This window comes from Paraburkholderia sp. BR10141 (assembly GCF_056155635.1).
This window is the reverse complement of sequence record NZ_JBMIQH010000014.1, coordinates 183,290-202,055: the sequence shown is the minus strand read 5'-3', so window position 1 is coordinate 202,055 and position 18,766 is coordinate 183,290. Positions and strand designations below refer to the sequence as shown.

At 66.1% G+C, this 18,766-nt stretch carries 19 protein-coding genes; 6 read left to right on the top strand and 13 right to left on the bottom strand.

What is annotated here, in order from left to right:
* Nucleotides 1–651: NAD(P)-dependent oxidoreductase (locus tag ACOJB8_RS20890; RefSeq protein WP_475013999.1), on the bottom strand; the 651-nt coding region annotated here is incomplete at its 3' end.
* Between the two features lie 138 nt (nucleotides 652–789).
* Between ACOJB8_RS20890 and ACOJB8_RS20885 the strand changes: the two genes are divergently transcribed.
* Both ACOJB8_RS20885 and ACOJB8_RS20880 read left to right on the top strand, forming a co-directional pair.
* The gene (locus ACOJB8_RS20885; RefSeq protein ID WP_069264244.1) at nucleotides 790–1,608 is read left to right on the top strand and encodes a Mut7-C RNAse domain-containing protein; all 819 of its coding nucleotides are present in this window, start codon (nucleotides 790–792) and stop codon (nucleotides 1,606–1,608) included.
* 117 nt (nucleotides 1,609–1,725) lie between these two features.
* Entirely contained in the window at nucleotides 1,726–2,010 is a 285-nt protein-coding gene (locus ACOJB8_RS20880; protein WP_368606126.1) for a hypothetical protein, read from the top strand.
* 73 nt (nucleotides 2,011–2,083) lie between these two features.
* Here ACOJB8_RS20880 and ACOJB8_RS20875 read toward each other — a convergent pair whose 3' ends face one another.
* Nucleotides 2,084–2,305 carry a hypothetical protein gene (locus ACOJB8_RS20875; RefSeq protein ID WP_028203426.1) on the bottom strand — a complete coding sequence of 74 codons (222 nt, stop codon included), beginning with the start codon at nucleotides 2,303–2,305 and terminating at the stop codon, nucleotides 2,084–2,086.
* 314 nt (nucleotides 2,306–2,619) lie between these two features.
* Here ACOJB8_RS20875 and ACOJB8_RS20870 point away from each other — a divergent pair, with 314 nt between their 5' ends.
* Nucleotides 2,620–3,585 carry a DMT family transporter gene (locus tag ACOJB8_RS20870; RefSeq protein ID WP_342949233.1) on the top strand — a complete coding sequence of 322 codons (966 nt, stop codon included), beginning with the start codon at nucleotides 2,620–2,622 and terminating at the stop codon, nucleotides 3,583–3,585.
* A 531-nt stretch (nucleotides 3,586–4,116) separates the two neighbouring features.
* Here ACOJB8_RS20870 and ACOJB8_RS20865 read toward each other — a convergent pair.
* The 6 genes from ACOJB8_RS20865 to ACOJB8_RS20840 form a co-directional block, all read right to left on the bottom strand.
* A complete protein-coding gene (locus ACOJB8_RS20865; protein WP_342949232.1) occupies nucleotides 4,117–4,884 on the bottom strand; it encodes an SIR2 family NAD-dependent protein deacylase in 768 nt (255 codons plus the stop codon).
* Between the two features lie 268 nt (nucleotides 4,885–5,152).
* Nucleotides 5,153–6,979 carry a glutamine--fructose-6-phosphate transaminase (isomerizing) gene (glmS, locus tag ACOJB8_RS20860; protein ID WP_475013995.1) on the bottom strand — a complete coding sequence of 609 codons (1,827 nt, stop codon included), beginning with the start codon at nucleotides 6,977–6,979 and terminating at the stop codon, nucleotides 5,153–5,155.
* A 77-nt stretch (nucleotides 6,980–7,056) separates the two neighbouring features.
* Nucleotides 7,057–8,418, bottom strand: coding sequence for a bifunctional UDP-N-acetylglucosamine diphosphorylase/glucosamine-1-phosphate N-acetyltransferase GlmU (gene glmU / locus ACOJB8_RS20855; RefSeq protein ID WP_475013993.1), 1,362 nt, complete (start codon nucleotides 8,416–8,418; stop codon nucleotides 7,057–7,059).
* Between the two features lie 197 nt (nucleotides 8,419–8,615).
* Nucleotides 8,616–9,587, bottom strand: a complete 972-nt coding sequence (ttcA, locus tag ACOJB8_RS20850) for a tRNA 2-thiocytidine(32) synthetase TtcA (protein ID WP_475013991.1) — start codon at nucleotides 9,585–9,587, stop codon at nucleotides 8,616–8,618.
* 3 nt (nucleotides 9,588–9,590) lie between these two features.
* On the bottom strand, nucleotides 9,591–9,986 hold the full coding sequence (locus ACOJB8_RS20845) for a dihydroneopterin aldolase (RefSeq protein WP_069264253.1): 396 nt from the start codon (nucleotides 9,984–9,986) through the stop codon (nucleotides 9,591–9,593).
* 203 nt (nucleotides 9,987–10,189) lie between these two features.
* Nucleotides 10,190–11,008, bottom strand: a complete 819-nt coding sequence (locus ACOJB8_RS20840; protein ID WP_069264255.1) for an SDR family oxidoreductase — start codon at nucleotides 11,006–11,008, stop codon at nucleotides 10,190–10,192.
* Nucleotides 11,009–11,060: 52 nt separating this feature from the next.
* Here ACOJB8_RS20840 and ACOJB8_RS20835 point away from each other — a divergent pair, with 52 nt between their 5' ends.
* Together ACOJB8_RS20835 and ACOJB8_RS20830 are read left to right on the top strand one after the other, a co-directional pair.
* Complete coding sequence (locus tag ACOJB8_RS20835) at nucleotides 11,061–12,263, top strand: class I SAM-dependent methyltransferase (RefSeq protein WP_475013989.1); 1,203 nt, start codon at nucleotides 11,061–11,063, stop codon at nucleotides 12,261–12,263.
* Between the two features lie 18 nt (nucleotides 12,264–12,281).
* Nucleotides 12,282–12,476 (top strand): DUF2905 domain-containing protein, encoded by a 195-nt coding sequence (locus ACOJB8_RS20830; RefSeq protein WP_158758829.1) that lies wholly within the window; start codon nucleotides 12,282–12,284, stop codon nucleotides 12,474–12,476.
* Between the two features lie 16 nt (nucleotides 12,477–12,492).
* On the opposite strand, the gene ACOJB8_RS20825 is transcribed toward ACOJB8_RS20830, so the two are convergent.
* The 4 genes from ACOJB8_RS20825 to ACOJB8_RS20810 form a co-directional block, all read right to left on the bottom strand.
* Complete coding sequence (locus tag ACOJB8_RS20825) at nucleotides 12,493–13,734, bottom strand: multifunctional CCA addition/repair protein (RefSeq protein WP_475013986.1); 1,242 nt, start codon at nucleotides 13,732–13,734, stop codon at nucleotides 12,493–12,495.
* Nucleotides 13,731–14,381 (bottom strand): glutathione S-transferase family protein, encoded by a 651-nt coding sequence (locus tag ACOJB8_RS20820; RefSeq protein ID WP_475013984.1) that lies wholly within the window; start codon nucleotides 14,379–14,381, stop codon nucleotides 13,731–13,733. Before ACOJB8_RS20820 ends, ACOJB8_RS20825 begins: the two co-directional genes overlap by 4 nt.
* Before the next feature lie 54 nt (nucleotides 14,382–14,435).
* A complete protein-coding gene (locus tag ACOJB8_RS20815) occupies nucleotides 14,436–15,392 on the bottom strand; it encodes a complex I NDUFA9 subunit family protein (protein WP_475013982.1) in 957 nt (318 codons plus the stop codon).
* Between the two features lie 147 nt (nucleotides 15,393–15,539).
* The gene (locus ACOJB8_RS20810) at nucleotides 15,540–17,513 is read right to left on the bottom strand and encodes a lytic transglycosylase domain-containing protein (RefSeq protein WP_368606131.1); all 1,974 of its coding nucleotides are present in this window, start codon (nucleotides 17,511–17,513) and stop codon (nucleotides 15,540–15,542) included.
* An 8-nt stretch (nucleotides 17,514–17,521) separates the two neighbouring features.
* On the opposite strand from ACOJB8_RS20810, the gene ACOJB8_RS20805 reads away from it, so the two are divergent.
* Entirely contained in the window at nucleotides 17,522–18,148 is a 627-nt protein-coding gene (locus ACOJB8_RS20805; RefSeq protein WP_368606143.1) for a 5-formyltetrahydrofolate cyclo-ligase, read from the top strand.
* A 22-nt stretch (nucleotides 18,149–18,170) separates the two neighbouring features.
* Here ACOJB8_RS20805 and ACOJB8_RS20800 read toward each other — a convergent pair whose 3' ends face one another.
* The gene (locus tag ACOJB8_RS20800) at nucleotides 18,171–18,683 is read right to left on the bottom strand and encodes a winged helix DNA-binding protein (RefSeq protein ID WP_028212076.1); all 513 of its coding nucleotides are present in this window, start codon (nucleotides 18,681–18,683) and stop codon (nucleotides 18,171–18,173) included.
* Nucleotides 18,684–18,766: the final 83 nt, after the last annotated feature.

The following is an 18,766-nucleotide window of genomic DNA, read 5'->3' as shown; positions in this document are numbered from 1 at the left end:
GCCGTAGCCCGCATACACCGGGCCCGGGAACGGGCCGCCCGTCACGACGTCGAGGAAGTCGCGCATGGCGACGCCGTAGCCGTCGAGCAGCGCCGCGGCCTCCCCGAGCGACTCGACTGCCGCAGCCAGCATGAAGTTCGCGGCGAGTTTCATCACGTTCGCCTGCTGCGGCACAGCACCCACGCGCCACGTTTTCTGGCCGATCACGTCGAACAGCGGCTGCACGCGGTCGATCGCCTCGGTCGCGCCTGCCGCCATGATCGTGAGCTTCGCCGCCTGCGCGGCGTCCGGGCGCCCGAGCACCGGCGCCGCCACGTAGTGCAGGCCACGCCCGGCATGGGCCTGTGCTAGCGCTTCGGCCAGTGCGACAGAGATGGTCGCCATGTTCACGTGCACGAGCCCTTGTGGCGCATGGTCGAGCAGCGTCGCGTCGATGACCTCGCGTAGCGCGGCGTCGTCGGCGAGCATCGAGAACACGGCGTCGCCGGCGAAGGCCTCGCCCGGCGTGCCGACGATGCGCGCGCCCGCGTCGGCAAGCGCCTGCGCCTTCGCGGCCGTGCGGTTCCACACGCGCACCGTGTGGCCCGCCTTCAGCAGATTGCCGACCATCGCACCGCCCATTTCGCCAAGACCGATAAATCCGATGTCCATCGCCTGCTCCTTCCATGAAAAACGAGGGAAAACCCGGGGCAAAGGTGCAGTACAGCACAAGACGGGCCACGCTGCAGGCGGGCCCTCACGCCGCGCGAACGCACGCGCGCTGTGGCAGGCGGTGCGATACTGCTTGGCATGGTCACCGCCACCTTCCGTTTTTACGAGGAGCTGAACGACTTTCTTGCGCGGCCGCTGCGCCGGCGTGCGTTCAGTTGCGCCTGCGCGCGCAACGCGACGGCGAAACACATGATCGAAGCGCTCGGCGTGCCGCACACGGAGGTCGAACTGATCCTCGTGAACGGCGAATCGGTGGGTTTCGACCATGCGCTCGCGGACGGCGACCGCGTGGCCGTCTACCCGAAGTTCGAGGCGCTCGACATCCGGCCGCTGCTGCGCGTGCGCGACGCGCCGCTGCGCGAACTGCGCTTCGTCGCCGACGCGCATCTGGGCGGCCTCGCGCAACTGCTGCGGCTGGCCGGTTTCGATACGCTCTACGACAACCACTTCCCCGACGACGAGATCGAGGCGCTCGCCGCCGCCGAACACCGCATCGTCCTCACGCGCGACCGCGAACTGCTCAAGCGGCGCAGCATCACGCACGGCTGCTACGTGCGCGCGCTCAAGCCGCGCGCCCAGGTCCACGAGATTTTCGAGCGGCTCGACCTCGCCGCGAGCGCGCGGCCGTTCCGCCTCTGCCTCATGTGCAACTCGCCACTGCGGCCGATCGAGCGAGCCGCGGTGCGCGAGCGCGTGCCCGCCGGCGTCTACGACCGGCAGACGCGCTTCGTGACCTGCGACGTCTGCCGGCGGGTGTTCTGGGAAGGCTCGCACTGGCAGCGCATGCGCACGCTGATCGACGGCCTCACGCGCCCCGTGAACGAGGCGCACGCGGCACATGACCGGCTCGAGCGCCACAACGGCCATGAGGGACCGGATCGCGGTGGCGACGCGTAGTGGTATTCACGGGTACTCGATGCGGCTGACTGGCGCTCACGAGACCAGTCGCCGCGATGGACGCACGCGGGCGTTTGCGTACAATGCGCGCCACCGCCCAACACCGGAGCACGACATATGGCCATGAAGAAAACCGACCTTGAGAAGAACAAGGCACTGAAACTGATGCAAGCGACGCACAAGAGCGGGCCCGACCGCTTCGGCAAGGGTGCGGCGCAACCGGCGCTGGACCGCCGCGAACAGCGCAAGCTGGACCAGGCGCAAGGGCTCGTGCCCTTCGCGTGCAAGCTCAACGCCGATCTCGTCGACAAGCTGAAGGCGCGCGCCGAGGGTCATCCCGGCGGCGTGAACGGGCTGCTGACGGAATTGCTGGAGGCCGGGCTCGCACGCGAAGCGTCCTGAGTTCGCACCCGCGGCGAACGCGCAAAAAAAAGCCAGAGCAGTTGCTCTGGCTTTTTTACGACTGACGGGCGCTTTAGTTTGCCTGGCCCTTGTCTGCCGTACCGGCGGCCGATGCGCCTTCCGACACAGCGGCACGCTTGCCGTGGTGCTTGAGTTGCTTGTGCTGCTTCTTGGCCTTTGCGGGCGCGCTGGCTGCCGGTGCGGTCGCAGCGGGAGCCGAAGCGTCTTGTGCGAATGCCGAAGCCGTGACCAGTGCGAACGATGCTGCGATGAGCGAGGCGAGAATCTTTTTCATCTGTTGTTCCCCAAAACCTGACAAATAATGACCGGCACGTTGTGAATTAGAACAGCGTGAAACCGCAAAACGATCCGCTTGCCGATCTGGGCGGGCGTTTCGCGCGAAGCAGTATTACGCAGCGTAGGGCGTTTGTCATCCGCTAATGGCCGGGTGTATTTTCCGGGAGACAATTCCCTTTCAATTCGGATACGATCGGCCTTTACGCGTCCGTTTTCCGGATGTTCGTTGTTTTTTCACGTAATACGCTGAATTGGCCTGCTCCAAGTGAATTCGGGCCAGATTGACAGTTCCCCGCGAAAAGAGATCTCCGCTTGCAATCCGCCTCCCGCCGCCACCTGCGCGCCAATCTCCTGATGCTGACCGCCGCCCTGATCTGGGGCTCGGCGTTCGTCGCCCAGCGCCTGAGCCTCGACGCCATCGGCCCATTCCTGTTCACCGGCCTGCGCTTCCTGCTGGGCGCCGGCGTCGTTTCGGTCTTTCTGCTCGCACGCCGCCGCACCAGCGGGCGCGGCGCTGCGGACCGCGGCAACACGGCGGCGCCGGCGCTGTTCAACGGCACGCTGCTGCGCTCGGGCACCGTGCTCGGCCTCGTGCTGGCCGTCGCCATCTCGCTTCAGCAGATCGGACTCGGCTACACGAAGATCGCCAACGCCGGCTTCATCAGTTCGCTCTATGTCGTGATCGTGCCGATGCTCGGCGTGCTGCTGCGCCATCGCACCGGCGTCGGCACATGGCTCGGCGCCGCGCTCGCCGCGGTTGGGCTCTACTTCCTCAGCATCAACGAGCACTTTTCGGTGATGTACGGCGACTGGTACCAGCTCGGCTGCGCGCTCGTGATCTCGATCCAGGTCATGCTCGTGGGCCACTACGCGCCGCGCCACGATCCGCTCGCGCTTTCGATCGTGCAGTTCGTCGCCTGCGGCGTGGTGTGCCTTGCGATCGGGCTCGCGTGCGAACCGCTGCGCGCGGCCGACATCGTGCGCGCCGCGCCCACCATCCTTTATGGCGGCGCGCTTTCGGTGGGCATCGGTTATACGCTGCAGGTCGTCGCGCAGCGCGACGCCGCGCCCGCGCACGCCGCCGTGATCTTCAGCATGGAAGGCGTGTTCGCCGCGCTCGCGGGCTGGGCCGCACTCGGCGAAACGCTCACGCCGCGCGCACTCGCCGGCTGCGCGCTCATGCTCGCCGGCCTGCTCGCCTGCCAGCTCCTGCCGGCCTGGCAAGCGCGCATGCTCGCGAAGCAGCGCGCCGCTGCGCAACCTGCCGAAACGGCGTAAAAACGCGCCATGATTTTCTGGCGTTGATCTCGCGCTCCGCACTATTTCGACAAATGGCGTCGCTTTCGAGTGGCGCCATTTTTTTCGTGTGGATAACGCGTAATTGCGTCGCGCCGAACCAGGTTATCCACGCCCACCTCTGGACAACCTGGGGACGACCTGGCGAACGACCTGTGGACCACTTCTTGATAACCACGCACCTGGCGTTGCGGCCTGAAAAGTTATCCCAGCAGCTCGCAACGCGTACAAGCTTTGTCCGCATGGCTATCCGTTTTGCATCGGTATGAGCCGACAGGCAATTTTCGTGTTGTCCACAGTTAATGCCAGGACTTGTTAACTGCTACTACTTATAAATATAAATACTGAAAAGACTATGGGGATATACGCGACGCTCGCTTCGTTCGCGTGCTGCGCATTCGCGCAAAGTCATTCCACGCTGTGTTCAAGTGTCCCACGCATGCGCAATGAAAAAAGGCGTGCCCCGAGGAGGCACGCCCTTGCTGAATGCATCGCGTGAGGAACACCTTGGGGCTAAACGCCCGCCATCATCCGCTCGATCGTCGGCTCGAGGTCGAGCAAACCGATGGTCGCGGGCTTGGCCTCGACGACGCCAAAGCATTCCGTGCGCTGTGGCGCCGGATCGACGAGGAAATTGCGCGCGTAATGCCCGCAACGCGCAGGCGGCAGAAGCCGCTCGGGCGGGATCACCTCGAATGCCGTCCCCACGGCGATGAAGAGATCGTCTGGCGTCATGTCGCTCTGAATGCGCCAGAGCGTCTCGTACTCGGGCGCGGCCTCGTTGAAAAACACTACACCGGGCTTCACGCCCTCCACCTGCCCGCAGGACGGACAGGCCGCTTGCGGATCGAGCGCGCGGCCGGACACGGGAAACCGATAGTCGCAATCGGTGCACAGCAGCGAAATCATGTCGCCGTGCAGATGCGTCACCTGGCGCGCGCCGGCCTGCTCGAGCATGTCGTCGATGTTCTGCGTGACGAGATGCACGCGCTCCGTGCCCCAGGCGTCCTGCCACTTCGCGAGCCGTTCGTGGGCGGCGTTCGGGCGCGCGTCGCCGCATTCGGCGATGCGCTGGTTGTAGAAACGGAACACCGCGGGCCGGTTGCGGCGCCACGTGAGGTAATTGCACACCTCGTCGATGCTCGCATGGGACCAGATGCCGTCGCCGGTGCGGAACGTCGAAATGCCGCTTTCCGCAGACAGTCCCGCACCGGAAAACACGAACAGGCGGGGGAGTCTGCCGGACTGCCCCGGTTGCCGGGATTGCGCCACGTTTGCCACTTTCGCCTCCTTGATCGAACGGCGACATTATGACCGTCCAGCGGCGTTTCGGCAGAGGTTCGCCATGGCGGACAGGCGCATGGTCCCGACGAGCGCGCTGTGCGCCCCCAGAACCGGCGCAGGGCGTCTGATCACCCCTGACCACGCGCCGGGTCGCGGCAGCCGCTTGAGAGGCCTCTCAACGCCTTCTGCCGCGATCGGCCAATAAAAAAGGGATGCCGCTATGGCATCCCTTTTTTCAACAGGCGCGATCAGCGCGCGAACAACCTCACTCCACCGTCACCGACTTCGCGAGGTTACGCGGCTTGTCCACATCGGTGCCGCGCACGCACGCCGTGTGATACGCGAGCAGTTGCAGCGGCACGACGTGCAGGATCGGTGACAGCAGCCCGTAGTGCTCCGGCATGCGGATCACGTGGATGCCGTCTTCGCTCGTGATGTGCGTATCGGCGTCGGCGAACACGTACAGCTGGCCGCCGCGAGCACGCACTTCCTGCATGTTCGACTTGAGCTTCTCGAGCAGCGCGTCGTTGGGCGCGACCGTCACCACGGGCATCGCCTCGGTCACGAGCGCAAGCGGCCCGTGCTTGAGCTCGCCGGCCGGATACGCCTCGGCGTGGATGTACGAGATTTCCTTGAGCTTGAGCGCGCCTTCGAGCGCGATCGGGTAATGCAGCCCGCGCCCGAGGAACAACGCGTTTTCCTTGCGCGCGAATTCTTCGGACCACGCGATGATCTGCGGCTCCAGCGCGAGCACGCCGTTGAGCGCGGCCGGCAGATGGCGCAGCAGTTTCAGGTGCGCGCTTTCCTGTTCGGCATTCACATGGCCGCGCAGCTTGCCGAGCGTGACGGCGAGAATGAAGAGGCCGACGAGCTGCGTGGCGAACGCCTTCGTCGACGCGACGCCGATCTCGCGCCCTGCGTGCGTGAGGAACTTGAGCGCGGTGAGCCGCACCATCGCGCTCGTCGCCACGTTGCACACGGCGAGCGTGTGCGCCATGCCGAGCGACTGCGCGTGCTTGAGCGCGGCGAGCGTGTCCGCGGTTTCGCCCGACTGCGAGATCGTCACGACGAGCGCGCGCGGATTCGGCACCGACTCGCGATAGCGGTATTCGCTCGCGATCTCGACATCGGTGCGGATCTTCGCGATCGACTCGAGCCAGTACTTCGCCGTGAGGCCCGCGTAATAGCTCGTGCCGCACGCGAGAATCAGGATGCTGTCGATGCCCTTGAACACCTCGCCCGCGTTCTCGCCGAAGAGTTCGGGCGTGAAGGCGTCGGTGGCGGGAATGGTGTCGGAGATCGCACGCGGCTGCTCGAAGATTTCCTTCTGCATGTAGTGGCGATACGGGCCGAGATCGACCGCGCCGCCATACGCGCCATAGGCCTGCACGTCGCGCACTTCGCGCGTCACGATATTGCCCGCGCGATCGGCGATGCGCACGCCTTCCAGCGTGATCTCGCACACATCGCCCTCTTCCAGATAGCTGATGTGCTCGGCGCTGCCCGCGATGGCGAGCCCGTCCGACGCGATGAAATTCTCGCCCTTGCCATAGCCCACCACGAGCGGCGACCCGGCGCGCGCGCCGACCACCGTATGCGGCTGGCTCTTGTGCACCACGCCGATCGCATACGCGCCCGCGAGTTGCTGCACGGCTGCGCGCACGGCGGCGAACAGGTCGCCCTGATACAGGCTGTGAATCAGATGGGCGATGACTTCGGTGTCGGTCTGCGAAACGAATTCGTAGCCCTTCGCGCGCAGCATTTCGCGCAGCGACTCGTAGTTCTCGATGATGCCGTTGTGCACGATCGCGAGCGTGTCGCGCGAGAAGATCGGGTGCGCATTGTTCACCGTGGGCGCGCCGTGCGTGGCCCAACGTGTATGCGCGATACCGGTCACGCCTTCGAAGTGCGCCTCGCGCACCTGCTCGTCGAGCTCGGCCACGCGCGCCACGCTGCGCACGCGCTGCGGGCCGTCGGCCGTCACGACGGCCACGCCGCACGAGTCGTAGCCGCGATATTCGAGCCGCCGCAGTCCTTCGATCAGGACGGGAACGATGTTACGAAGCGCAACCGCGCCGACGATGCCGCACATGGATTCGATCCTTTGCAATGAGAGGCGTGGGCGCCGCGCGCTTGTCGCGCGACAGGCGGCGCCCGCAATTCAACCGTTCAGTTCTTTTTCTTCACCGGCCGAACGTAGCCGGTTTTCGCGATCTGCGTTTTTTCGTTGAGCACGAGCGTGGCTTCCGGCACGTCCTTCCACACCGTCGTGCCCGCCGCGATCGTTACGCCGCGGCCCACGCGCACGGGCGCGACGAGCTGCGTATCCGAACCCACGAACACGTTGTCCTCGATGATCGTGCGGTGCTTATTCGCGCCGTCGTAATTGCAGGTGATGGTGCCCGCGCCGATGTTCACGCCCGCGCCGACATCGGCGTCGCCCACGTAGCTCAGGTGATTCGCCTTCGAGCCCACGCCGATGTTCGCGTTCTTCACCTCGACGAAGTTGCCCACGTGAACTTCATCGGCGAGCTTCGCGCCGGGACGCAGACGCGCATACGGCCCGAGCACCGCGTTCGCGCCGACAGCCGCGTTTTCGATATGCGTGTAGGCGTCCACGCGCGTGCCCGCGCCGATCGACGCGCTGCGAATCACGCAGTTCGGGCCCACGCTCACGTTGTCCGCCAGCGTCACCTCGCCTTCGAATACGCAGTTCACGTCGATGAACACGTCGCGCCCGCAGGTGAGCGAGCCGCGCACGTCGATGCGCGCCGGGTCCGCGAGCGTCACGCCCGCCACGAGCAGCGCCTCGGCCACGTTGCGCTGATGCACGCGCTCGAGTTCGGCGAGCTGCTGCTTGCTGTTCACGCCGAGCGTTTCCCATTCGTCGTGGGGCTGCGCGGTCACGGCCGGGTGACCGGCGGCGATCGCGGCTTCCACGACGTCGGTGAGGTAGTACTCGCCCTGCGCGTTGTCGTTCTTCAGCGCGGCGAGCCAGCCCGCGAGCGGCGCGGTCGGCGTCACGACGATGCCCGTGTTGATCTCGGCGATCTTGCGCTGCGCTTCGTTCGCGTCCTTCTGCTCGACGATGCGCTCGACCTTGCCTGCCGCGTCGCGCACGATGCGGCCGTAACCGGTCGGGTCGTCGAGCGTGACGGTGAGGATGCCGTAGCCGTTCTCGCCAGCGGTGTCGACGAGACGCTTGAGCGTGGAAGCGCGCGTGAGCGGCACGTCGCCGTAGAGCACGAGCGTGGGCACGTTCGCGTCGAGCAGCGGCAGCGCCTGCGCGAGCGCGTGGCCCGTGCCGAGCTGCTGCGCCTGCAGCGCGAACTGGACGTCGGGCGCGCCGACGGCTTCGCGCACGGCTTCGCCGCCATGGCCGACCACGACGACGAGGCGAGTGGGCGACAGCGTGCGGGCAGTATCGATGACGTGCGAGAGGAGCGGCTTGCCGGCGAGCGGATGGAGCACTTTCGGCAGCGCGGAGTGCATGCGTTTGCCCATGCCTGCCGCGAGGATCACGATGTTCATTGCATCAGTGACTGAATGAGGATGAAGCGGCCGATTTTAGCATGCGGGATATCCCCGACACGCCGGCCGGCCGGGCTCTCGTGCCCCGAAAAACATTGTTTTACAACTGCTTTTCTTCGGATCGACAGGCGGAAGTAAAAACGCTCCGATGCGGGGTCGGAGCGTTTCAGAACCACAGAGACGATCTGAGGTAAGGCTCAAAGATCGTCGAACGGCGTGAACTTGATCGCCGTGCCTTCCGCAGGCGCCGGGTCGGTGGAACACGGTTCTTCGTCGAACGCGATGTCGCCGGCCGGATCGGCCACGCCCGTCGCGCGCAGGTCCGCGAAGTTGAACAGGTTCGCGTCCATGAGGTGCGAAGGCACGACGTTGCCTAGCGCGTTGAACATGTTCTCCACGCGGCCCGGGAAGCGCTTGTCCCACTCGCGGATCAGCGCCTTCATCTCCGCGCGCTTCAGGTTCGGCTGGCTGCCGCACAGGTTGCACGGAATGATCGGGAATTCGCGCAGCACCGCGTACTTCTCGAGATCGGTTTCCTTCACATAGGCAAGCGGCCGGATCACGACGTTCTTGCCGTCGTCCGACTGCAGCTTGGGCGGCATGCCCTTGAGCTTGCCGCCGTAGAACAGGTTCAGCAGCAGCGTCTGGAGAATGTCATCGCGATGATGGCCAAGCGCGATCTTGGTCGCGCCCAGTTCGCCCGCCACGCGGTACAGAATGCCGCGACGCAGACGCGAGCACAGCGAGCAGGTCGTCTTGCCCTCGGGCACGAGGCGCTTGACGATGCTGTACGTGTCCTGGTTCTCGATGTGGTACGGCACGCCTACCTTGTCGAGATATTCGGGCAGCACGTGCTCCGGGAAGCCCGGCTGCTTCTGGTCGAGGTTCACGGCCACGATGTCGAAGTCGATCGGCGCGCGCTCGCGCAGGCGCAGCAGCACGTCGAGCATCGCGTAACTGTCCTTGCCGCCCGACAGGCAAACCATGACCTTGTCGCCGTTCTCGATCATGTTGTAGTCGCCGATCGCCTGGCCGACCTGACGCACGATGCGCTTGAACAGCTTGTTGTTCTCGTAGGCTTCCTTCTGCTCGCGGCGCGTGAGCACCTGGCGGCCCGTCTCTTCGGTCGCGGCGTCCTCGCCAACGGGTAGCGTTTCGGGGGCGTTCATGAATCAGTCCTCTTTGATGCGAAAGACCTCGACGCCCACCGCGTCGCAGTCCGGATAAACGTCGGGCTTCTCGGTCGAAACGCGCACCGCGCGCACGAGTTCGTGCGAAAGCAGCGCCGCGGCGAGATCGTCGCAGAGCGTCTCCTGCAGATGGATATGGCCTTTGCCCACGCGTTCGGCGACGGTCGAGCGCATGAAGTCGTAGTCGACGACTTCGCGCAGCTTGTCCTCTTGCGGCGTGGTCGAAGCAAGCGGCACGAACAGGTCGACATTGATGATGACGCGCTGTTCGCCGCGCTTCTCGAACTCATGCACGCCGATGTTGATGTGCACTTCGTAGTCGCGCAGGAAGAGCCGGCGGCAATCGGCGAGCCGGGGGTGAAGCAAAACGGTGGACATACGGGTTCCAGTCGATAAAAGCGTGCGTTCTCTCGCACGTATGCCGGCGCGGCGCGCCCGGCGGGTCGTTCAGCCGGTCTGCAAAACCGCTCGTGCGCGGCGGCTTGCATTCCTTTGTCTTCGTCAGCACCGCTGGCTCGCCGTTCTGCTGGCAGCGGGCTGTGCATTTAGTTGCAAAACTAGATGCAATCCACGTTCGGGCGTCAGCCGCCCGTCAAAAACATCACGTCGCGGGGCAGCGGCAGGAGGTGCTGGCCGCCGTCCACGACGAGCGTCGTGCCGGTCACGCCGGTCGCCCGCGCCAGATACAGCGCGGCTTCCACGAGATCGGCGGGCCGCGACGCGCGCTTGAGCGGCGTAACCTGGTGCGCGGCGGCGAAGCTCGCCGGCGTCTGGTCGCCCGACTGCAGCGTCAGGCCGGGCGCGAGCCCCACCACGCGCACCTTCGGCGCGAGCGCCTGGGCAAGCGCGACGGTGGCGTTCTGCAGCGCGGCCTTCGTCAGCGTGTACGACAGATAGTCGGGATTCATGTTGTACAGCTTCTGGTCGAGCACGTTGATCACACATGGGCGCAGCGTCTCGTCGTCCGCCGCCGCTTCGGGCGTTGCCTCGTACAGCATGCGCGAGAGCACGAGCGGCGCGCCCACGTTGATCGCCATCAGCTGCAGCAGCTTCGCGTAGCCCACATCCTGCGCGGTGTCCTCGTCGAAGCGCGAGGCATTGTTGAGCACGCACGCCGGACGACCGAGCGCCGCGACACAATCCGGCACGAGCCGGGCCACCTGGGCTTCGTCGCCGAGGTCGGCGTGCAGCGCCACAGCCCGGCGGCCCAGCGCCGCGATCTGCGCGACGACTTCGTCGGCGGCCTCGCGCGACTCGCCGTAATGAACCGCGACGTCCCAGCCGCGCTGCGCAAAGCCGAGCGAGAACTCGCGGCCAATACGGCGTGCTCCGCCCGTGACCAGCACGACGGGCGCCGCTACGCCAAAATCGGGGCGCGATCCGTTGTCGGATGCACTCATGTCGGCGTCAGCCGGGCGGATGCCGGGAGTTGCGCTCATTTACAATGTCGGGATGAATCCGAAAGCTCACGAACCCGATAGTTTACCTGTTCCCGAGCCGATCGCGCTCGCGCAGTCCGAGGCGCTCGCGGCCACGTTGCGCGCCGAGATCGCCGCGGCGGGCGGGTGGCTCCCGTTCGACCGCTACATGGAGCGCGCACTCTATGCGCCGGGACTCGGCTACTACGGCGGCGGCGCACGCAAATTCGGCCTCTTTGCCGGCGACGGCAGCGACTTCGTGACCGCGCCCGAGCTTTCGCCGCTCTTTGCCGCGACGCTCGCGCGCGCCGTGGGCGAAGCGCTCGCCGCCAGCGGCACGCACCGTCTGATGGAATTCGGTGCGGGCACGGGCCGCCTCGCGGCGGGTCTGATGCTCGCACTCGACGCAGCAGGCGTGGCGTTCGACTCCTACGCCATCGTCGATCTGTCGGGCGAGTTGCGCGAGCGCCAGCGCAAGACCATCGTGCAGCTCGCGCCGGCACTGCTGAGTCGCGTGACGTGGCTCGATGCGCTGCCCGCGCAGTTCGAAGGCGTGGTGATCGGCAACGAGGTGCTCGACGCCATGCCGGTGCGCCTCTTCTCGCGCAAGGACGCCGTCTGGCACGAGCGCGGCGTGAGCGCAAACGCGGAAGGCGCCTTCGTCTTTTCCGATCAGCCGGCGAACTCCGGGCGCGATGCCAACTGGCCCGCAAGCGCGCTCGCGGGCGTGGAAGGCAGCGAAGACTACGTGACCGAAACGCACGAAGCCGCACTCGCCTTCACGCGCACGGTTTGCGCGATGCTCCAGCGCGGCGCGGCTTTCTTCATCGACTATGGCTTTCCGCGCCACGAGTACTACCATGCGCAGCGCGCGCAAGGCACACTGATGTGCCACTACCGGCACCGCGCGCATGGCGACCCGTTCCTCTATCCCGGTTTGCAGGACATCACCGCGCACGTGGAATTCACGGGCATTGCCGAAGCGGGCGTCGAAGCGGGCGCGGACCTGCTCGGCTATACCACACAGGCGCGCTTTCTGATGAACGCGGGCATTACCGACGTGCTGAGCGAGATCGATCCGCACGACGCGCAGCGCTTTCTGCCGGCCGCGAACGCGGTGCAGAAACTCGTATCGGAAAGCGAGATGGGCGAGCTGTTCAAGGTGATCGCGTTTTCGCGCGGCATCGACGAGACCATCGCGGCGTTTGCGCGCGGCGACCGCAGCCACACACTCTGACGCTCACGCCACGCGACCATGATCCGCTGGTTTCTCACCACCTTCATCGCCGTGGCAATTCTCTCGAGCGCCCAGCCCTGGCTCAGAAAGCTCGGCATCGGGCGGCTGCCGGGCGACATCACGCTGCGCATTTTCGGCCGCGAATATCCGCTGCCGTTCATGTCGACGCTCGTGCTTTCGATGGCGCTTTCGTTTCTCGTGCGCGTGCTCTGAACGCGCGCTCGACCGGTCAAGCCGTAGCGAGCGCGGCTTCCACCGCCGCCACGCGCGCCTCGTGCACCGCTTCCTTGATCTTCTCGGCGCCGCCGCGTTCGATCGAGCGCGCAATCGCCCCCGCATCGACGCCGCGCGCAGCCACGAGCGCGATCCGCAGGCGCTCCGCCTGCGGATAAGGCGCGTTCTCCCAGTTCAGCCGACCGCGCAAATCGGCCTCGCAGGCCTGCAACGCCTCGGCGAAACGCGCGGGTTTGCGCAGCGCGTCGCAACGTTCGAGCATGCGCACGAGCGCCGCCGCGCCCATCTCCATCACGCGATGCACGTTGCCGTGCTCGCGCGCGACCAGCACCGCCAGCTCGCGGCAGTCGTTGGGCACGCGCAGACGGTCGCACAGCGGTTTGAGCAGGTCGACGCTGCGCCCTTCGTGGCCGAGGTGACGCGGCAGCACGTCCTCGGGCGTCGTGCCCTTGCCGAGATCGTGCGTGAGCGCCGCGAAGCGCACCGCCAGCGTGTAGCCCTGCGCGGCCGCATGGTCGATCACCATCATCACATGCACGCCGGTGTCGATCTCCGGGTGATAGTCGGCGCGCTGCGGTACGCCCCACAGCGCGTCGACCTCGGGCAGCACGCGCGCGAGCGCGCCGCAATCGCGCAGCACCTCGAACATGCGCGACGGCTTCGCTTCCATGAGACCGCGGGCGATTTCCTGCCACACGCGCTCGGGCACGAGTGAATCGACTTCGCCTGATGCGACCATCTCGCGCATGAGTTCGAGCGTTTCGGGCGCGACGGTGAAATCGGCGAATCGCGCGGCGAAGCGCGCGATACGAAGAATGCGCACGGGGTCTTCGAGAAACGCGTCGCTCACGTGGCGGAACACGCGCGCCTCGAGATCGCGCGCGCCGCCGAACGGATCGACGACCTCCCCCGTGAGCACGCCGCCCGGCTGCACTTCGCGCGCCATCGCGTTGATGGTGAGATCGCGCCGCGCGAGATCTTCCTCGAGTGTCACGTCAGGCGCGTAGAAAAACTGGAAGCCGTGATAGCCGGCCGCCGTCTTGCGCTCGGTGCGCGCAAGCGCGTACTCCGCGTGCGTTTCGGGATGCAGAAAGACCGGGAAGTCCTTGCCCACCGGACGATAGCCCTGCGCGGCCATCTGCTCGGGCGTCGCGCCCACCACGACATAGTCGCGGTCGCGCACGGGCAGCCCGAGCATCTCGTCGCGGATCGCGCCGCCTACGACATAGATCTTCATTCGTCGTCGCGCTCGTCGTCCTGGACGATGTGCGTTTCGCGGCGCGCCGCCTCGACCCACTCGGTCACCGCGGGCAGTGCGCTCACGCGCTGCGCGTACGCCGCCGCTTCGGGCGAGAGCTTCGGCTGGTAGCTGTTGAAGCGCATGACGACCGGCGCGTACATCGCGTCGGCAATGCTGAACTCGCCGAACAGGAACGGCCCGCCGCTCGCGGCGAGACACTCGCGCCAGAGCGCGTCGATGCGCGCGACGTCGGCGAGCGCACCCGGCGTCGCGCCGGCGCCCGGCTTCACCTTGCGGATGTTCATCGGCATGTGGTTGCGCACTTCGCCGAAGCCCGAATGCATCTCCGCGCTCACACTGCGCGCGCGGGCGCGCGCGTTCGCGTCGCGCGGCCACAGCGCGTGCTGCGGGAAGCGCTCGGCGAGCGTCTCGGCAATCGCGAGCGAATCCCACACGGCAAAGCCGTCGTCGCCAACGAGGCACGGCACCTTGCCCGAGGCCGAGAACGCGAGGATCGACGACTTGGTGGCCGGCTCGTCGAGCTCGATCAACACCTCCTCGAACGCAATGCCGAAGTGCTTGAGCAGCACCCACGGACGCATCGACCACGACGAATAGTTCTTGTCTCCGATTACGAGCTTCATTGTTCCAATGACCGTTGTGAGTTGAATAAGCGCCGGCTGAGAGTCCGCGTTGGGCTATCGGCCGGCACTGGCGCGAAAGATGTTCAGCCGCGAACGCAGCGAGGCGTCGGCGAGATAGAGCGGCGCGATCGTCTCGATGCTCGCGGGCTCGATATCGAGCTCGGGGGCGAGCGGCCCGGTCAGCACGCTGTCCACCTTCATCGAATCGAGATTATCGCGCGTGAGCACCGGCACGCCCGGCGCCATTTCGAACGAGAGCGCCTGCAGGCGGCCGAACGCGTCGGGCAGCCGCACGATGCGCGCGTGCCGACCCACCACTTCGCCGCAATACTGCAGCAACCGTTCGAGCGTGTAGACCGACGGGCCGCCGAGTTCGTAAGTGTGCCCGCTCGCGGCATCGAGATCGAGCACGTTGACGATCGCCTTCGACACATCGCCCACGAACACCGGCTGGAACTTCGCGTCGGGCATAGCGAGCGGAATCATCGGGAAGAGCCGCTGCAGGAGCGCGAAACGGTTGAGGAAGGTGTCCTCGGGACCGAACACGACGGAAGGCCGGAAGATGGTCGTAGCGAGCGCCGGGGCCGCGTGCACGGCTTTCTCGCCGTCGCCCTTGGAGCGCAGGTACATGCTCGGCCCGCGCGGGTCGGCGCCGAGGGCGCTCACATGGATCAGGCGATGCACGCCCTTGCCCTCGCAGGCCGCGACGACCTTCGTGGGCAAGTCGACGTGCAGCTTCGCGAAGCCCGGGCCGTAGGGATCGCCGCGCCCGCCGTTGAGCGTGCCGACAAGATTGATGACCGCGTCCGCATTTTCGACGAACGCCGCGAGCGCGACCGGATCGGACACATCGGCCTCGATCACGTCGACGGGCAGCAGGGTGAGATGGCGGGCGTTGTAGCGGCGTCGGGTGGCGACGCGCACGTCCTTGCCCGCCTCGACGAGCGCGTTGACGAGATGGCTGCCGATGAATCCCGAACCGCCGATGACCGCAATGGCTTGATGTCGCATCTTCGACCTCCTCGGGCAGGCGGCGCCGCCGCGTACGAGGTCCGGTTCGTCCCGCGGCGCGCCAGTCAGAAGACGGAGCACGCAGCGTGCCGTCTGCCGTGCGCGTTTCCGTATGAAGGGAAGCGGCGCGGTCCAACGGCCCGGCGCTTACGGCGAGATATAGCCGAGACGCGCCTTCAGCGATTGCGGACGGCCCTCGAACAGCGCCGCATAGTAGACCGTGTTCGACAACACGTTTTTCACGTAATCGCGGGTTTCCTGGAACGGAATGGTTTCCGCGAAGATGGCGCCCTCGACGCCGCCCTGCAAAGTCTGGCGCCATGCGCGCGGGCGGCCCGGCCCGGCGTTGTAGCCCGCGGTGGCGAGCACGGCGGAGCCGTCGAACTGATTGTAGATCATCGACAAATAATTCGTTCCGAGCAGGATATTGGTGTCGAGATCGTTGAGCTGGTCGCGCGACAGGGGCCCGAGGCCGATCTTCTTCGCCACCATCTGCGCCGTGGCCGGCATGATCTGCATGAGGCCGCTCGCGCCCACGCCCGATTTCGCATTGAGAATGAAACGCGATTCCTGGCGAATCAGGCCGTAGGCCCATTCGACGTCGAGGCCGCTCGTTTGCGCGTCGCGCTCCACGACGTCGCGGAACGGCGCGAGATAGCGCAGCGAGAAGTCGTGCTCCGTTTGCGTGCGGTCGGCCGTGTTGACAGTGCGGTCGAGCAACTGGATGCGTTTCGCGTATTCGGCGACGGCGAGCAGTTGCCGATCGCTCATGCCGCGCAGCGGCCAGTTCCATTCGCGATTGCCTTCGAGCCGCAGGTTCAGCGCGTAGAAGCGCTGCGCGAGCGCGAAGCCCGGCGTTTGCGCAGCCTGGGCGATTTCGGCGTCGCTCACCGTGGTCTTCGGCGGGATGGTGATCTTCTGGCCGAGTTCTTCGGTGGCGAGCTGGCCGTAGAAGTGATAGCCCTGCGAAATCGACGCGAATTCCTGGTTCGCTGCGCCCGTTTCGCCGGCCTGTTTGAGCGCGCGTGCGTGCCAGTACACCCACGACGGCTGCGCGCGCAGCGCGGCCGGCATCTGTTCGATCGACCAGCGCACCATGGTCCAGTCGCCGCCCAGCAGCGCGGCGCGCGTACGCCATTCGTAAGCCGGGTTCGAGAGAGGCGCATTGGCCGAGAGGCGGTACCAGCCAAGCGAAGCGGGCAGGCGCTTCAACGCCCCTTGATAGCCGATCGTGCCCCAGCCTGTCGCGCGCTCCGGCGAACTGAGCTGCGGTGCGACAGTGGCGAAGGTGGCCGCTGCCATGGCCGGATCGTTGGCCGCCATCACGGTGACGGCGAGCAGCGCGAGCTGGTGCGATTGCGGGTCGGCGGTGACGCCTTGCGCGAGCGTGAGCGGCGGCGTGCTCACGGCCTGGCTGAACGCGGTCGGGTCGGGGCGCTGCGAAAGGCCGTCGAGCAGCTTCGCGCCGGTCGAGGTCTGGTTCTGCTCGTAGGCGAGGCGGATCTGCTGCCACACGTCGTCGCTCGAGAACTGGCCTTTGATGGCAAGCGCGGTGATGAGATCGACGCAGCCGTCGCCGTAATAGCGCGGCTCGGTGAGCAGCGCACGCGCGTCGTTCGCGACGTTCTCGCCGCGCGCCGCACGCGACTCCAGCGCGTAGCACTTCACCTGCGTGTCGTCGTTGAGCACGAAGCGCGAATATTGCTGGTCGAAATTCGTCCAGTCGTGGCGCGCGCCGAGCACGGTCAGATAGTCGTTGCGCATGCGGTCGGCGATCGCCTGGCCGTCGTAGCGCTGCAGGAACGACAGCACCGGCGCGTCGGGCGCGTCGATGCGCGCATGGCCCTGCGAATCGAACAGCTGCGGCTTGAGCTGGAAGTATTCGAGGTACGACGGCGCCGGGTAGTCGGGAATCATCGCAGCGAGTTGCGCGGCGCGCGCGGGATCGTTGTTGCGCGCGGCTTCGCGAAGCTGGATGAAAGTCTGATCGTCGTTGGAAAGGACTGCGCCTATGGGCAGTGCGACGGGGCGCACGGCGTCCGCCGTGCTGCATGCTACGAGTGCCGCGGCAGTCAGTGCGAGACCGACCACGCGATATACTCGGACAAGGCGTTTGGACATCGTTATTTCTGGAGCGCGAGGTGAACCCAAGCATAGCACGCAACCCTCACACGGAATCCAAAAAGGACTGGCGTGCAAGGCTGCTTCCTCGGCGAATTGAGGCGGCTTCCGACGTGGCAATCGGTGCGGCACTCGCGGCTCGTCTCGATGCGCTCGTCGCGCAATTTTCGCCGCGTTCGATCGGGTTCTACTGGCCCTTGCGCGGCGAGTTCGATGCGCGCGCCTGGATCACCGCCTGGCTCGCCGCCGATGCGTCACGCCGCGCCGCTCTCCCCGCCATTCCCGAGCGCCATACGCCACTCGTCTTTCACGCCTGGACGCCCGATGCTCCGATGTGCGAAGGCCATCACGGGATCCTCGAGCCGCAATCGCAGGAAGTGATCGTGCCTGATCTTCTTTTCGTGCCCTGCGTGGGTTTCGATCGCGACGGCTATCGCCTCGGTTACGGCGGCGGCTACTACGACCGCACGCTGGCCGCCTGGCCGGGCGTTGCGTTGCCCGTCACGGTTGGCATTGCGTATGAAACATGCCGCATCGACGACGGCGTGCTTGCGCGCGAGGCGCACGACCTGCCGCTCGACGCCGTGGTGACGGAAGCCGCCACGCACCTTTGCCAACGTTCACGTGAACGTTGAACGCTGAACGCGCCTTGATCGCTCAGAGCGAAGCCGCCGCGCGCGCGGCCGTGTCATAGAGCCCCGACGCATTGCGCATGAGTTGCGCGGCATCGCCGATCTGCTGATTCGTGAGGCCGCTTTCCTTGAGCGTCGCGATGAGGCAGCTCTCGCGCACGTCGCGATAGCGCAGGCACAGCGCCTGGCCTTCCGGCGTGACCGAAAAGAAGACTTCCTTGCCGGTCTTTTCGCTTTTTACATACCCTCTTGAGACGAGCTTCTTCAACGCATACGTGGCCACGTGCGTGTCCTCGATGTTGAGCACGAAGCAGATATCCGCGAGCTTCTTGCGCCGCTCGCGATGGCCGACGTGATGGAGCAGCGACACCTCGATCGGCGTCATGTCCTTCACGCCCGCCGCCGACATGCAGCGCACCATCCAGCGGTTGAACGCATTGCTCGCCATGATGAGCGCGTACTCGAATTCGGAAAGCTCGGCGCTCGACTCGGAGACGAGATGTTCGGACGAAACGATCTTGGTCGGCTGGCGCGACATGGCAGATAACCCGGTAGTCGGTGTTCGAAAAGGCAAAGCGGCGTGGCGTGAGTGTAATTGCAGCGCGACTGCCGTGCGCCTGG